We start from the raw sequence: 14,028 nt of genomic DNA, 5'->3' as shown, positions 1-14,028 counted from the left end.
TTTACTGTGGCCCGGACACGCGTCCGGGCCACAACTGTTTAATCGTTCAAATGACAACCAAAGGTGGGTGATGACAATTTCATAAATTGTTCAGCTTTCTGCGACACGAAATTCGATTAGTTGTTTCAAGTTCGAGCTTTTGCATTTAAGGAATCCATCTGATTGAATCTCCAAGGCGTCATCGTCCCTAAGGTAAGCAAACTGTATTAGGCCAAGGCAGGAACTTTATGGCAGTGTCCAGGGTCGAACCCACTACTGTGAACTAGGAGCATCTTTGGACCTGTTACTGCATGCTGATGATATTCACGCGTCCTACGATCAAAGACGCATCCTCAAAGGTGTTGGACTTTCACTCCACCGCGGCGAGATCCTGGGATTAATCGGAACCAACGGCGCCGGCAAAACCACCCTCATGGGCGTATTGGCCGGATCCCATAAGCACGATGGCGGGCACATCACGCTGGCTGGCGAGAAATATGGACCGGATTCGATGGAGGAAGCCCAGGCTTGCGGCGTAGGCCTCATCCCGCAGAACTTCCGGCTCGACTCTGACCTGACCGTAGCCGAGGCAATTTTCCGGCGAACGTTTCAAGCCAATCGATCCCATGATGAACTCCGGGGTCAAGCAATCAAACTCATTCAGGACATCGGAATCACCTTGGATCCCGATGTGAAGGTGGGCACTTTGATTCGTGCCGAGCAGACCCTCGTGGAAGTTCTGAGAATGGTTGCCGAGGAAGCCCAACTCGTGATCATGGACGAGGTTGCTGCGTCGCTGCCGGATCATGACGTCGCCGTCCTGCATCAAGTCCTGCGGATGCTGGTCGGGCAGGGACGTGCCATCATCTACATCACCCACCGCCTTGATGAGGTCCGGTCCATAGCCCACCGCATCGCCGTCATGCGGGATGGAAGGGTCCACAAAATCCTGGAAGCCAGCCGGACCGACGTCGACGAGCTCGCCTTCCTCTTGCTTCAGCACGAGCTGGCCAACAACTCCAGGCCCACGGATCCGGCACCCGGAGATGAGGCCATTCGGGTGGTGGAGCTCACTGTCGAAGACAGTATCCGCGATATTTCCTTCAGCGTGTCCAAGGGTGAGATTTTCGGTTTGGCCGGAACACATCGCTCAGGCATTTATCAATTGCTCGAAGCGCTGGTAGGTATCCACCCGAGTACCTCGGGCCAGATTTTCATACAAGGGAAACCTGTACAGATCCAGGGGCTGCAGGATGCCCTGCGTTTGAAGATCGGTTACTTGTCAGACACCGCAGACACCCTGGAATCAGCAAGCGGAATCGTTGAAGGCCTCCAGCGTACTGACGATGCTGCGGGCGCGAATTTGCAGGATGAGATCACCCAGCTTCGTGGCGTGATCGAACTGGTTCGCCGCATGCGCATCAACACGACGAACATTCATGGCGCCATCACCACTCTTTCGGGCGGCGATCGCCAGAAGGTGCAGCTTGCCAAATGGATGACCAGTGACTGCGATGTGTTGATTCTTAGCCACCCCAGCCGCGGTATAGATGTTGGGGCCAAAGAGACCGTGTACAGGATGCTCCAGGAGCTCAGCCGCACGGGGGTTGCGATCATCCTCTTGTCGTCGGATTTGTCGGAACTGGTCAGCTGGTGCCATCGGATTGGCGTGATGCGCAACGGCGAAATGGTGGCCATCGAGGCCAATGCCAATACCAACGAAGACGCCTTGGTGCACCATATGCTGGGCGAGAAGTTCACTTCCGGCAGTGGGGAAGCCCGCCGGGTGAAGAGTTGACGGCCCTCTCTTCCTGACGCGAACCGAAAGGGGCGACCGCGAATGCGCGGCCGCCCCTTTCACTGTTCCGGGGAAGATCAGACGGTAATTCCCTTGGCCAGGTTGTTGAGCTTGTGGCGCGCCAGCGCAAGGTTTGCGTACGTTCGATCCAGCACCAAGTAGACAAACAGGCCCTTGGAACCGCCTGCGTTCAGGACGTTAATCAGGTGGTACTGCGAACCGAGGGTGATGAGGATATCTTCGATATCACTGTCCACGTGGAGGTCCGCCATGGTGCGGAGTTTTGCACTGACAACATTTGAGTTGCCGGCAGCTGCCACACCCAGGTCAAAGCCAGGGTTTCCACCCTGGGCCAAAGCCATTCCGCTGGAGTAGTCCACGACGGCCGCGCCCGTTGCGCCCTCTATGGACAGCAACTGCTTTATGGATTCGTCAAGCGTGCTCATATTATGTTCTTCCTTTTCTTTTTTATCATCACCGATATGTGTGAAGTAGTCCGTCCGGATCTCTTGGTACACCGGCGCATTGGGAAGTGATTCATCCTCATTGGCAAGCACTCCAGCAGATACAGACTTTTCCTGACGTTTCCACCATCTCCGTGCGTGCCGCGAACGATTCACTTTCTGCCCCTGCTGGTATTGATCCCCGGCTGCCTAATGCATCACGGCTCCGTCTTGGAGTTTCCAACTTTACACATTGGGAACACACTGGAATGCACTGTCTCAACAAGTGAACCAGTTAGTGACGATCGCATAAATTATTCCGAAGTTGGCGTCACGAAATACGTTCATGAGTTTCAGGGGCGTTTATGTTCATCGCCTTTCGATTAATGAAGGCAACGTTAATAATGTGGTCCCCACCGGCCTCCACCGTGTTCTGGAAGATCACTTGATAGGGCGTGTGCCCAATCAACAGGGCTATTCCGTCAGGTGCCCTGTCAGGCGTTCGCGACGCATGTGCGAGCATGCTCCGAAAACCCGGATGGTTCTCCACGTGCCCACGGATCCCCGAATGATCAAAGGATGCCAAGGTAGACAGCCAGACAGTTCCATCTGCCTCGACCACCCCGTGGGCCGGGTACACGATGTGGCCGGTTTCGGTGGCGAAGCCGGATTCTGTTGGAAAGATCTTGAACCGCGCACACCAGGACGTGAAGTGCTTCCTCAGCACACCGTCAGGGTCAGCCGAAACAACAGACTTGCACAGGGTTTCATGCTCCAGCAACGCATCTCCTTCGGATCGGCAAGGCGACGTGCGCCAACCGGCAAGCGCCACATCTGATGAGTGTCCTGAAAGCGCAAATCGTTTCGCTGAAAGGTCGTGGAATCCGCAACATGAACACCGTCCCAGCGCTACTCGAATGGTGGAGGCCCTCGGCCAAGTGTCCTGGGCACCATCAATCGAAGGGGAAAAGTGTGATCAATCAACGCGCCTCACGACATTGGCGAGCCGCCACTGCCGCCTTGGCAGGGGCAGTGCTGTCTGTGTCACTCTCCGTCGCGCCGGCCTCGGCAGCCCCGGTGATCAATAGTGACCAGACCGGTTCCATCACCGTTCACAAGTTCGAGAAGCCCATCCCTGGTGGCAGTGGCGGCGGTGGCCACGGCGGGGGTGGCAATGGCAGCGGCCACGGCGGGGGAGGCAATAACTTTTCCCGCGTCGTTCCGGACACCACGGGCCTGACGCCCTTGCCTGGTATTGAATTCACGATCCAGCAGGTCAATACGATTGACCTATCCAGCAATGCAGGCTGGGACGCGGCACACAACCTTAGCAATGTCTTTGTGCCGTCTGACCCCTCCGGTTCCATTACTGGCGCTGGATACACCCTGGGTGCCAGCCAGGTGCAGGTCACTGCTGCCGACGGCACTGCCGTCTTTGCCGACCTGCCCATTGGCGTGTATCTAGTGACCGAGACGAACTATCCGGCCGGTGTCACCCCATCGGCTCCGTTCCTTATCTCGGTGCCGACAACTGATCCGGATAACCTTGACAACTGGATCTACGACGTCGACGTGTACCCGAAGAACTCCGTCTCCGGTGCGGAGAAGACGGTCACTGATGCTCCCGACGTCAAGCTCGGCGATCAGGTCGATTGGACGATCACCGCTGATATCCCCAACGAGGCCGTGATCGACGGTTACAAAGTGGTGGATCAGCTCGACACCAAACTGACGTATGTTGGTGCCACCGCCTTGCTGGAGGATGGGACCGCACTTGCGGAAGGTGCCGATTATGTTGTGAGCTTCGATGCCACAACCAACACTGTCTCGGTGGTCTTCACCGATGACGGCCGTGCCTTCCTGGCCGCCCGCACCGATACCCGTGTGCAGATAGTTGTGAGCACCAAGGTCAACACCATAGGTGAGATTGAAAACGTCGCACTTGCCTACCCGAACGCTGCGAGCTTCACCATCACCCCCGGCCAGCCCGGCGGCCCGGTAGTAACGCCGCCCGTCGTTACCAAGTGGGGCGGGATGACGTTGCAGAAGGTAGACGAGAATGCTGCCGCCCTGGCTGGCGCTTCTTTCTCGGTCTACACCAATGAGGCCGATGCCAACGCAGGCACCAACCCTGTGGATATTGACGGCCAGACTGTCTTCACCGTTGGCGGCGATGGAACCTTGACCATTTCAGGGCTGCGCTACTCGGATTGGGCCAACGGTGCGGCCGTTGCCCCTGGGGACCTGGACTACCGCACCTACTACCTGGTGGAGACCACGGCGCCGGCAGGCTACGAGTTGCTTGCTGAACCTTTGTCCTTCCTGATCAACTCCACAACCACAACCGTTGGCGTTGACCTGAGCGTGAAGAACATGCGGTCCAACGCCGGGTTCGAGCTGCCTCTGACGGGAGGAGTGGGAACCGGTCTGCTTTATGGAGCCGGCGCTTTCCTGGTCATTGGTGCCGGCCTGCTGTTTGTCCGCAACCGCAGGGCAGGTAGCAACAGCTAGGGGGTTCAGACGTTGGCGATGTGCCGCACCGCATCAAGGTAGGGCATGTTGATGACGGCGTCTGCCACTGCACGGACGGCCGGTTTGGCGTTAAAGGCAACGCCAATTCCGGCCGCTCCCAGCATGTCGAGGTCGTTGGCGCCGTCGCCCACTGCGATGGTGTGCTGAAGGTCGATCCCCTCGGCAGCTGCCCACTTGCGCAGGTACTTCTCCTTCGCTGCGCGGTCGATGACGTCGCCCAGCACCCTGCCCGTCAAAGCGCCATCGACGATTTCCAGCTCGTTGGCAATCCAGTAATCCAAGCCGAGTTCTTCGGCTATGGGCCCGAGGATCTGGTTAAAGCCACCGGAAACCACAGCCACCGCGTGGCCCGCTTCCTTGAAGGCAGCCACCAGTTCTGCTGCGCCAAGGCTGAGGCGCACCTCCGCGCGTACAGAATCGACGACGGCGGCCGGCAGCCCTGCGAGGACCTCAACGCGGGCGTAGAGGCTCTGTGCGAAATCAAGTTCCCCACGCATGGCGGCTTCGGTTACGGCTGCAACTTCGTCGCGCTTGCCTGCATAAGCGGCAAGCAACTCAATGACTTCCTGTTGGATCAGCGTGGAATCCACATCCATGATGAGGAGCTTCCGTGGAGCCTGGCGAAGGTCCTCCGGAACGATCGCAGTATCCACGCCGGCATCCGCGGCCTCAGCCACCCGCCGTCGAATACTTGTCAGGGCTTCGGGCGTGATGGCATCAACGGCAAGACCGGCCGTGTGAACACGAAAGCGGTGGTCCCCCGATTGTGATTCCGATGACACTTCGGCGCCGGCATCAGCCAGCACTTTGCGCACGTTATCAAGCGATTCAGGGGACAAATTCACGCCATAGCTGACCGCAGCCAAGTTCGAAGTCATGGTCCCAATCCTACTGAGCGTGCTACCTCCACCCGAATTCGTTTCTCCGCAGCAGCCAGCACGTACGCCCGGTTATCAGTCATCTGTATTTTTGTCCTAGTGTCTACTGCTATGAGTGATGTTCTGGAATTGGCTTCCGTCAGCGTTGTCCGAGGCAAGAAGACCCTGCTGGACAAGGTTGACTGGCAGGTCAACGAAGGCGAACGCTGGGTCATTCTTGGCCCCAACGGCGCAGGCAAAACGACGCTTCTCCAGATTGCTGCAGCCCGCATGCACCCGACCAGCGGAAGGGCAGGGATCCTTGACGAAACCCTGGGCCGGGTTGACGTCTTTGAACTGCGCCCCCGCATCGGCCTTTCCTCGGCCGCACTGGCTACCCAGATCCCGGAACACGAGAACGTCCTCAACGTCGTAGTGACCGCGGCATACGGCGTCACCGGCCGCTGGCGTGAAGGATACGAGCGCGACGACGAGCGTCGTGCCTTTGGCCTCCTGAATGACTGGGGGATGGGACCGCTGCTCAACCGCACGTTTGCCACGCTTTCCGAAGGTGAGCGGAAGCGGGTGCAGATCGCACGCGCACTCATGACCGATCCCGAACTCCTGCTCCTGGATGAACCGGCCGCCGGACTCGATCTTGGGGGGCGCGAAGAGCTCGTGCACAAACTCGGTGAACTTGCCAAGGACGAGGCAGCTCCGGCGATGGTCCTGGTGACCCACCACCTTGAGGAAGTTCCCCCGGGATTCACCCACGCCATGCTGCTGCGCGAAGGTGGAGTAGTGGCAGCCGGTGCCATTAAGGACGTACTCACGGACGAGCACCTGAGCAACACTTTCGGCCTGGCCCTGGACGTCACGGAAAACGCCGGCCGTTACACGGCAACCGCCCGCCGCCAGGCGGGCCAGTAGTCGACGGTGGAGATTCTTAGCAGCATCCTGATCTTTTTCGCGGGCTTGTGGGCCGGCACCATCAATGCGGTGGTCGGCTCCGGCACCCTCGTGACTTTTCCTGTGCTCATCGCGCTGGGCGTGACTCCGGTGGTTGCCTCCATGAGCAATGCCATGGGCCTGGTGGCTGGCACTGCCGCCGGAGCCTGGGGGTATCGCCGCGAACTCGCGGGCCGCGGCAGGCAGTTGATGAAGCTGCTTCCGGCCTCTCTGCTGGGCGGTATCACGGGGGCTTGGCTGCTGCTTCATCTGCCGGACAAAGTCTTCCACTTTGTGGCCCCCGTCCTGCTGGTACTGGCGCTGCTGATGGTGATGTTCCAGCCTCGTCTCCAAGCCTCGGTGCGAAACCGTGAACAAAATCCGGAACATGCCCTCAGGGACCGGAGCCACGGAGTCCTCCTCGTGGTCCTTGTTTACCTCGCCGGCGTTTACGGCGGCTATTTCGTAGCGGCCCAAGGGATTTTGCTTGTAGGAATCCTGGGCGTGTTCCTCACAGGGACCATGCAGAACGCCAATGCCATGAAGAACATCCTGGTGCTCGGCGTCAACATGGTGGCTGCTGTGTCTTACCTGATCTTCGCCTTCGATCGAATCAACTGGCTCGTGGTCCTGCTGATCGGCGTGAGTTCAACCATTGGCGGCCTGGTCGGATCCAAGGTTGGCCGCAAGCTTTCGCCACGCGTCTTGAGGGCGGTCATCTTTACGCTTGGGATCGTGGCCCTTGGCTTTATGATCGCCAATCTGCTGAAATAATCGGCCGGTGACGTTTCACTATCTTGAGTCCGCCGATGATCCCCGCGTGACCGACTACACCACGCTGACGGATGTGCACCTTCGCAAGGTTCGCGAGCCGGAGGAAGGCATGTACATTGCCGAATCCTCCAAGGTCCTCCGCCGTGCATTGGCAGCAGGTCATCAGCCACGCTCGTTCTTCCTGGCGGAGAAGTGGCTGGAAGACCTCGACGACGTCTTCCAGGCTTATCCCGACGTCCCGGTGTTCGTTGGCAAAGCCAAGCTGCTGGAAGAAATCACGGGTTTCCATCTGCACCGCGGAGCGATGGCAGCCATGCACCGTCCGGCACCTGTGCCGCTCTCGCAGCTGCTGGCGGATGCGCGCCGGGTTGCCGTGCTGGAAGACAGCGTGGACCACCCCGACGTCGGTGGTTCCAAAGTGCAAGGGGACGAAACCGCTCCTCTTCGAGGACGATCGAGGATCGCGGTCCTTGAAAACCTAACCGACCATACGAACGTAGGGGCGATCTTCCGCAGCGCGGCAGCCATCGGTGTCGACGCTGTACTGGTCTCGCCCCAGTGCGCCGACCCGCTGTACCGACGCTCCATCCGGGTGTCGATGGGCACCGTGTTCCAGGTGCCGTGGACGCGGATCGAGTCGTGGCCTGGAGACCTTGGAGTCCTTAAGGATGCAGGTTACTTCGTTGCCGGCATGTCGCTTGGCGAAGGGGCCATAACACTCGATGAGCTGGTCGCCCAGGACCATCCGAACCTCGCGCTGGTCTTCGGCACCGAGGGTGAGGGATTGAAGCCTGAGACCGACCAAGTGCTCGACGCGCGCGTAACAATTCCGATGATGAATGGCGTGGATTCGCTGAATGTTGCCGCGGCATCCGCTGTGGCGTTCTACGCGACGAAGTAGTGGCCCCCCAGCGATCGCGGCCCGACGATGGCCGGGTCACGCCGATGCGATGAGGCGGGGGAGGTTGGAGAGCGCTCCGGCGGCATGGGCCCGGCTGCGCTCCTGAGCCTCGGCGATGCGTGGGTCGTCGGCGTAACGCTCCAGCTCGGCGAAAGGATACAGCCGGCTCGTGCGCGACCATGCGGACACGGCCGGATGCTGGCCGCGTGCCCGGGAGTTCGCCATCAGCGCGGCGTAGGCGATGAGGAAGTCGACATTCCGATCCCAGAGGTGCAGCGGGCGGCACAGCTTGTTCTTCTGGTCGTCGTCGTGGAGTTCGGCTTCGACGACGCCAAGCATCGCGTACTGGAACGAGACGGTGCCCCAGAACATCGGCTGAAGCGTGATGCGGCCAGGTTCGAAGATCGGACGAAGTGGAGGCCGGACGAGCCCCGTCGCCGCGCAGTGGACGTGCAGCGTTTCGCTTGTCGTGGGGATGACGCCGTCGTCGAGGATGATGCGGTCGCGCTCTACACTACGCACGTGGCCGAGGCGGACGACATCCTCGATTTGCCGGAGGAGGGCGATCTCGGCTTCTCCGACGATCGCGCCGTGGAACATCGTGGGTGGCACCGAGGGATCAACCCGTAGCAGGATTCCCTGTTCGTCGAGCCGTGCGAAGAGATCGTCAACCGTCGTTGCTTGGGCCATGGCCTCGATCTGTGCGGCGTTCGCGACGTACTGGTCGACGACCAGGTCGTGCGGCTGCAGGTAGCGTCTATTCGGCCACCAGCCCTCGCGCGGTTTGATCCACGTGAGGTCGGCGGGATCCACACCCCGCTCGAGAAGCCACACGCATGTGTCGAGGGCGGTCTTTCCTGCGCCGATCACGGTGAAGCGTCCGGCCGGGTCGGCGAGTCGGGCGAGCCCACCGGTTGGGATGCAGCGGACTCCATCGCCCACGGCGAACGGCGGGGCGGAGGTGGCGGGGATGCGCCCCTCGAGGTACCTGGCATCTACCACGCGGCGGCGCACGGTGACGGGCACCGAGCGGCCGTCCAGGCGGGAGACGATCCGGTCCTCGTCAACGAACTCGCACCCGGGCAGGTACATTACACGACCGGTCGGCAGGAAGACCCGCGTCATCGCCTCTTCGAAATGCGCGCAGATCTCGCTCGGGCCGGCCAGTTCGTACATGCCTGCGTTCGTGCCACTCACGTCGCGCCTGCTGGCTCCGAATGGCACGGATTCCACGCCATAGAGGTTCGCGGGCTGGTGCAGCCGAACGAACGGATATGCGTCCTGCCAGTGTCCCCCGGGCGCGTGCCGACGATCTACGATCGCGACCGTGGCATCCGAATGCGCGAGGATCCGGTCGGTGAAGACCATCCCCGCTGTCCCAGCGCCGACCACCAGATAGTCGGCTTCGATGCGCCCGCGCATGCACTTACAGTAAACCCGGCCGTCTGCGCAGGGGAAAGGGCTTCACTGTTGCCGCCATGGAATTGACCGAAGACGCCATTGATCGTGACGAACTCGCTGCCCGCAACATACCCAAACCCGGCTTCGCCCGCAGGATTGAGGCTGGTTCGTGCACCCGGCTGGTTTCGGCTATGATTGATTGTTGGCCCGGCCGCTGAAATTTCTACCTGCAGCAGGCGGACCACCTCCATTCATACCTGGCAGCTGGCAAAATCCAGTTGCGTGAACAAAAGGTCCCATTATGAAGTCTGATATCCACCCGAAGTACGAAGCTGTTGTTTTCAACGACCTGGCTTCCGGCACGAAGTTCCTGACCAAGTCGACTGTGTCTTCCTCGAAGACCATCGAATGGGAAGACGGAAACACCTACCCGGTTATCGACGTCGAAATCTCTTCGGAGTCCCACCCGTTCTACACGGGCAAGCAGCGCATCATGGACTCCGCTGGCCGCGTCGAGCGCTTCAACGCTCGCTTCAAGGGCTTCGGCGGCTCGAAGTAACCACTTCACCCCAAGGCTTTTCGAAGGCCCGCATCGCTGGAATTTCCGGCAGTGCGGGCCTTTTCGTTTTCCGGCAAGATGGAACGCATGACGTCCCAGCCCGCACCCGAAGAACACCTTAACGACATTCACGACAATTACGACGGCGTCACCCGCCTTCACGGGGAGTATAAAGTTCCCGGGGGCAAACTCGTGGTGGTGGACCTGGATGTCCGGGATGGCCGGCTGGCCAACGTTTCGCTGAGCGGGGACTTCTTCCTGGAGCCCGACGAAGCCCTGCAGGACATCAATGCCGCTCTGACTGGCCTGCCCGTGACGACTCCGGCTGCAGACATCGCTGCGGCTGTCTCACAAGGGTTGCCCCCGGAGTCCGTACTGTTTGGATTCTCTGCAGAGGCGGTTGCCGTGACTGTCCGCCGTGCGCTGTCCAAAGCCACGGGCTGGTCCGACCACCAATGGGAAGTTATACCGCCGTCGGTCCTGCCCACCCACGTCAACGTGGCACTGGACGAAGTACTCACCGAGGCGGTGGGAGCAGGCCGTAGAAATCCCACCCTGCGGTTCTGGGACTGGGAAGAACCTTCAGTGGTCATCGGGAGTTTCCAGTCAGTCCGGAACGAGGTCGATCCTGAAGGCGTGTCCAGGCATGGCATCACGGTGGTTCGCCGTATCAGTGGTGGCGGTGCAATGTTCATGGAAGCAGGCAACTGCATCACCTACTCCCTTTACGTACCGCAGACGTTGGTGGATGGCATCAGTTTCGCTGATTCCTACGCCTTCCTTGATGCATGGGTCATGGCGGCGCTGGAGAAGCTTGGCATCACGGCTTTCTACGTTCCCCTCAATGACATCGCCACCGAGCAGGGCAAGATCGGGGGTGCGGCCCAGAAACGGCTGGCCAACGGAGGGATGCTGCACCACGTGACCATGAGCTATGACATCGACGCCGACAAGATGGTGGAGGTCCTGCGCATCGGCAAGGAAAAGCTCTCAGACAAGGGCACGCGCAGCGCCAAGAAGCGAGTGGACCCGTTGCGCCGTCAGACCGGCGTGGCCCGCGCCGCCATCATTGAGGCCATGCAGGAAGTTTTTGTGGAACGCTACGGCGCAGTTGAATCCCGCCTCTCAGACGATGAACTTTCGGAAGCCAGGAAGCGGGTGGAGACGAAGTTCGGCACGGAGGAGTGGTTGAACCGGGTTCCTTAAAACAGGGTTCCTTAGGCATGGTTCCTTACCCGGCTGCCTGTGCAGTCAGCGCCCGCAGCAGGTGGCTACGCTGTTCGATGATGATGCGGCGCAAAGCACGGGGTGCGTCGCTATGTTCATGCAGCCACCGGTCGGTCGTCACCAGCACTGGATGGGCGACCGGCTCCATTCCGGCCGACAAATCCTGGGCGCCGGGGTAGAGACCCCTGACGATCCTGCCTGCAATTTCGATACTGCGCTCAGCCCAGACACGTTCCAGGCATTCGAAGTAGGGCTCAATGTATGGCTGCAGGAGCTCTCTGGGGGCAATGGTGAAACCCGTAATTGTTGCACTGAGGATCTCGTTGGATAGCCCGGTAGTGTTGACGGCTGCGTCCCACGCTGCCGCCTTTATGGAGACGTCAGGACGGGCCGAGGAGGCTACTGCATGGCCTTCCCGGCCGGAGGCCGTCTTGTCGGCCTCAAGTTCAGCATCCAGCTCGCGCTGCATGGCTTGTCCGTGGGCGGCGAGGGCCTGCCAGAAACTCCAGCGCAGTTCAGCGTCGACGGCCAGGCCGTCAATGACCGTGGCGCCTTCCAGGATGGCCCGCAGCAGGGGAAGTTCGCTGTCGCCGTGCCTGGAAACATCGGCCAGGGTTCTGGCCCAGGCAAGCTGGTGGTCGGATCCAGGGGCTGCGGATTGCAATTGGGCCGCGGCGACCGCCAGAAAGTCCTTACGCACGCCTTCCCGCATGACCGCGGGGACATAACGTTCGATAGCCGTGGCTGCATTGCCCAGCACGTTCAGGAGGACGCCGATGCCGGTTTCGGTGGGTGCGAACTGTTCGACGGCGGCAACGTACCGTACCGCTGGGGTTGCGCCGTCGCGAGCCGAATCCCACAGTGCGGTCCAGCACAGCGCACGTGCCATGGGGTCCTGGATGGTGCCCAGGGAACTCCGGACTGTGTGCTCCGAAAGGGCGTCCAGACGCACCTTCGCGTAGCTGAGGTCCTCATCGTTGACCAGCAACAGGGCGGGCCGGGGCTTTCCTGCAAGTTCGGCCACCAACGTGCTCGGGCCGGAGACGTCCAGCTCGATGCTCTCGCTCCGGACGAGGTGGCCGGAGGAATCGGGGTCGTACAGGCCCAGCCGGAGTCGGTGGGGCCGCAACTCCTGCTTGCCCGTCAGGGGGTCGGTCGCATCCTGTTGGAGCGTCACGGCGCCCATGATCCCGTTGTCATCCACAATGTCTGCCGTGATGGTGGAAATGCCTGATGTCTGCAGCCACTGGCGCGCCCAGCCGGCAAGGTCCCTTCCCGACGCGACGGTGAGCGCTTGCAGAAGGTCCTCTAGCGAGGTGTTGCCGAACCCGTGGTCCCGGAAATACTGGCGGGACCCGGCGATAAAGTCGTCAAAGCCTACGTAGGACACCAGCTGCTTCAGAACAGAGGCCCCTTTGGCATACGTGATTCCATCAAAGTTCTGCTTGGCCGCTTCGAGGTCCGGAATGTCGGCAACGATGGGGTGTGTGGTAGGCAGCTGGTCCTGTACATAGGCCCAGGCTTTGCGTTTGCTGGCGAAGTTCACCCATGCCGTATCCCAGTCAGTGGCCCGGTCCACGCCAAGTGTCCCCATGTAGTCGGCAAAGGACTCCTTCAGCCAGAGGTCGTCCCACCAGGTCATGGTGACGAGGTCACCGAACCACATGTGGGCCATCTCGTGCATCAGTGTGTTGGCGCGCGCCTGGTACTGGGCGTCTGTTGCCCGGGAAGCGTAGACGTACTTCTCGGTGAACGTCACCAGCCCCGGGTTTTCCATGGCGCCGAGGTTGTACTCGGGCACGAACGCCTGATCGTATTTGCCCCAAGGATAGGGGTAGTCGAAAAGTTCGTTGAAGAACGCCAGCCCGTTCTTGGTCAGCCGGAAGAGTTCATCGGCATCGAACGACTCCGCCAAAGACGCCCGGCAGTAGAGGGCCAGTGGGACGTCAAGGCGGCTGCCGTCGTCGAGCGTTGCTCCCCAATGGTCAGTGGCCTTGAAGTAGGGCCCGGCAAGGATTGTGGTGATGTAGGTGGACATCCGCTTGGTGGTGGCAAAATCCCAGTTCCAGGCTGCGGCATCATCCGCCAGGGGCGTTCGGGCGGTCTCTACGCCATTGGAGGCAACTTCCCAGCCTGCCGGAGCTATCACGTGGAAAATGAATTCGGCTTTGAGGTCGGGCTGCTCAAAGTTGGCGAAGACGCGGCGGCTGTCGGCCGGTTCGTACTGGGTGTAGAGATAGCACTGGCCATCGGCGGGGTCGACGAAACGGTGCATGCCCTCTCCGGAGCGGCTGTAGAGCGCGGTTCCTGTCACGGTGACCGTGTTTTCGGCGGCCAGATCCTCCAGGATGATCCTGTCCCGGTCCACCACCCGGTCAACGTCCAGGGCCTTGCCGTTCAGCATCACGGACTTCACTCCGCCGCTGATGAAATCCAGGAAAGTAGCTGAGCCGGGATTGGCAGAAAACCTGATGGTGCTGGTGCTCGGGTAGCCGGCGGTTGCGGGATCTGCCGCGTCGCGGACATCGAGGGTGACGTCGTAGCTATGGGTGGTGATCAGGGCTGAACGTGTTGCGGCTTCGTCGCGCGAGAGATTGTGATTCGACACA

The 14,028-nt window shown here is 60.5% G+C and carries 13 protein-coding genes; 8 read left to right on the top strand and 5 right to left on the bottom strand.

All coding sequences use genetic code 11. From position 1 onward, the window contains the following. Window positions 1–274: 274 nt before the first annotated feature. The gene (locus tag J2Y41_RS03390) at window positions 275–1,777 is read left to right on the top strand and encodes a sugar ABC transporter ATP-binding protein (RefSeq protein WP_309926139.1); all 1,503 of its coding nucleotides are present in this window, start codon (window positions 275–277) and stop codon (window positions 1,775–1,777) included. A 77-nt stretch (window positions 1,778–1,854) separates the two neighbouring features. On the opposite strand, the gene J2Y41_RS03385 is transcribed toward J2Y41_RS03390, so the two are convergent. Beyond that, window positions 1,855–2,223 carry a hypothetical protein gene (locus tag J2Y41_RS03385; RefSeq protein ID WP_224090277.1) on the bottom strand — a complete coding sequence of 123 codons (369 nt, stop codon included), beginning with the start codon at window positions 2,221–2,223 and terminating at the stop codon, window positions 1,855–1,857. 328 nt (window positions 2,224–2,551) lie between these two features. Continuing rightward, a complete protein-coding gene (locus tag J2Y41_RS03380) occupies window positions 2,552–3,001 on the bottom strand; it encodes a hypothetical protein (RefSeq protein ID WP_224090279.1) in 450 nt (149 codons plus the stop codon). Window positions 3,002–3,192: 191 nt separating this feature from the next. Between J2Y41_RS03380 and J2Y41_RS03375 the strand changes: the two genes are divergently transcribed. After that, window positions 3,193–4,731 carry a SpaH/EbpB family LPXTG-anchored major pilin gene (locus tag J2Y41_RS03375; protein ID WP_309926134.1) on the top strand — a complete coding sequence of 513 codons (1,539 nt, stop codon included), beginning with the start codon at window positions 3,193–3,195 and terminating at the stop codon, window positions 4,729–4,731. Window positions 4,732–4,736: 5 nt separating this feature from the next. On the opposite strand, the gene serB is transcribed toward J2Y41_RS03375, so the two are convergent. Next, window positions 4,737–5,630, bottom strand: a complete 894-nt coding sequence (gene serB / locus J2Y41_RS03370; protein WP_224090281.1) for a phosphoserine phosphatase SerB — start codon at window positions 5,628–5,630, stop codon at window positions 4,737–4,739. A 111-nt stretch (window positions 5,631–5,741) separates the two neighbouring features. Between serB and J2Y41_RS03365 the strand changes: the two genes are divergently transcribed. The 3 genes from J2Y41_RS03365 to J2Y41_RS03355 are packed head-to-tail and all read left to right on the top strand — an operon-like array spanning window position 5,742 to window position 8,232. Further along, window positions 5,742–6,539: an ABC transporter ATP-binding protein gene (locus J2Y41_RS03365; RefSeq protein WP_224090283.1), complete on the top strand. Its 798-nt coding sequence runs from the start codon at window positions 5,742–5,744 to the stop codon at window positions 6,537–6,539. Between the two features lie 6 nt (window positions 6,540–6,545). After that, the gene (locus J2Y41_RS03360; RefSeq protein WP_224090293.1) at window positions 6,546–7,331 is read left to right on the top strand and encodes a sulfite exporter TauE/SafE family protein; all 786 of its coding nucleotides are present in this window, start codon (window positions 6,546–6,548) and stop codon (window positions 7,329–7,331) included. Between the two features lie 7 nt (window positions 7,332–7,338). Continuing rightward, window positions 7,339–8,232, top strand: a complete 894-nt coding sequence (locus tag J2Y41_RS03355) for an RNA methyltransferase (protein WP_224090295.1) — start codon at window positions 7,339–7,341, stop codon at window positions 8,230–8,232. Window positions 8,233–8,268: 36 nt separating this feature from the next. Here the strand turns inward: J2Y41_RS03355 and J2Y41_RS03350 are convergent, their stop codons facing one another. Next, window positions 8,269–9,654 (bottom strand): NAD(P)-binding protein, encoded by a 1,386-nt coding sequence (locus J2Y41_RS03350; protein WP_309926127.1) that lies wholly within the window; start codon window positions 9,652–9,654, stop codon window positions 8,269–8,271. A gap of 56 nt (window positions 9,655–9,710) precedes the next feature. Between J2Y41_RS03350 and J2Y41_RS03345 the strand changes: the two genes are divergently transcribed. The 3 genes from J2Y41_RS03345 (at window position 9,711) to J2Y41_RS03335 (ending at window position 11,398) form a co-directional block, all read left to right on the top strand. Continuing rightward, complete coding sequence (locus tag J2Y41_RS03345) at window positions 9,711–9,851, top strand: hypothetical protein (protein ID WP_309926124.1); 141 nt, start codon at window positions 9,711–9,713, stop codon at window positions 9,849–9,851. A gap of 83 nt (window positions 9,852–9,934) precedes the next feature. Beyond that, window positions 9,935–10,192: a type B 50S ribosomal protein L31 gene (locus J2Y41_RS03340; RefSeq protein ID WP_223932840.1), complete on the top strand. Its 258-nt coding sequence runs from the start codon at window positions 9,935–9,937 to the stop codon at window positions 10,190–10,192. Between the two features lie 87 nt (window positions 10,193–10,279). Beyond that, window positions 10,280–11,398, top strand: coding sequence for a lipoyl protein ligase domain-containing protein (locus J2Y41_RS03335; RefSeq protein WP_396133433.1), 1,119 nt, complete (start codon window positions 10,280–10,282; stop codon window positions 11,396–11,398). A gap of 25 nt (window positions 11,399–11,423) precedes the next feature. Here the strand turns inward: J2Y41_RS03335 and pepN are convergent, their stop codons facing one another. Beyond that, window positions 11,424–14,027, bottom strand: coding sequence for an aminopeptidase N (pepN, locus tag J2Y41_RS03330; protein WP_309926118.1), 2,604 nt, complete (start codon window positions 14,025–14,027; stop codon window positions 11,424–11,426). Window position 14,028: the final 1 nt, after the last annotated feature.

It is taken from the genome of Arthrobacter sp. 1088, from assembly GCF_031455315.1.
In the GTDB taxonomy this organism is placed as follows: domain Bacteria; phylum Actinomycetota; class Actinomycetes; order Actinomycetales; family Micrococcaceae; genus Arthrobacter.
Note: the sequence above shows the minus strand (reverse complement) of the source record. Positions and strands in the feature narration are given on the sequence as shown.

What these genes read in the sequence shown, in the direction of transcription:
- J2Y41_RS03385 (WP_224090277.1), bottom strand. Translation starts at nt 2,223, where the DNA reads ATGAGCACGCTTGACGAATCCATAAAGCAGTTGCTGTCCATAGAGGGC.
- J2Y41_RS03335 (WP_396133433.1), top strand. Translation starts at nt 10,280, where the DNA reads ATGACGTCCCAGCCCGCACCCGAAGAACACCTTAACGACATTCACGAC.
- J2Y41_RS03350 (WP_309926127.1), bottom strand. Translation starts at nt 9,654, where the DNA reads ATGCGCGGGCGCATCGAAGCCGACTATCTGGTGGTCGGCGCTGGGACA.
- J2Y41_RS03345 (WP_309926124.1), top strand. Translation starts at nt 9,711, where the DNA reads ATGGAATTGACCGAAGACGCCATTGATCGTGACGAACTCGCTGCCCGC.
- serB (WP_224090281.1), bottom strand. Translation starts at nt 5,630, where the DNA reads ATGACTTCGAACTTGGCTGCGGTCAGCTATGGCGTGAATTTGTCCCCT.
- J2Y41_RS03365 (WP_224090283.1), top strand. Translation starts at nt 5,742, where the DNA reads ATGAGTGATGTTCTGGAATTGGCTTCCGTCAGCGTTGTCCGAGGCAAG.
- J2Y41_RS03340 (WP_223932840.1), top strand. Translation starts at nt 9,935, where the DNA reads ATGAAGTCTGATATCCACCCGAAGTACGAAGCTGTTGTTTTCAACGAC.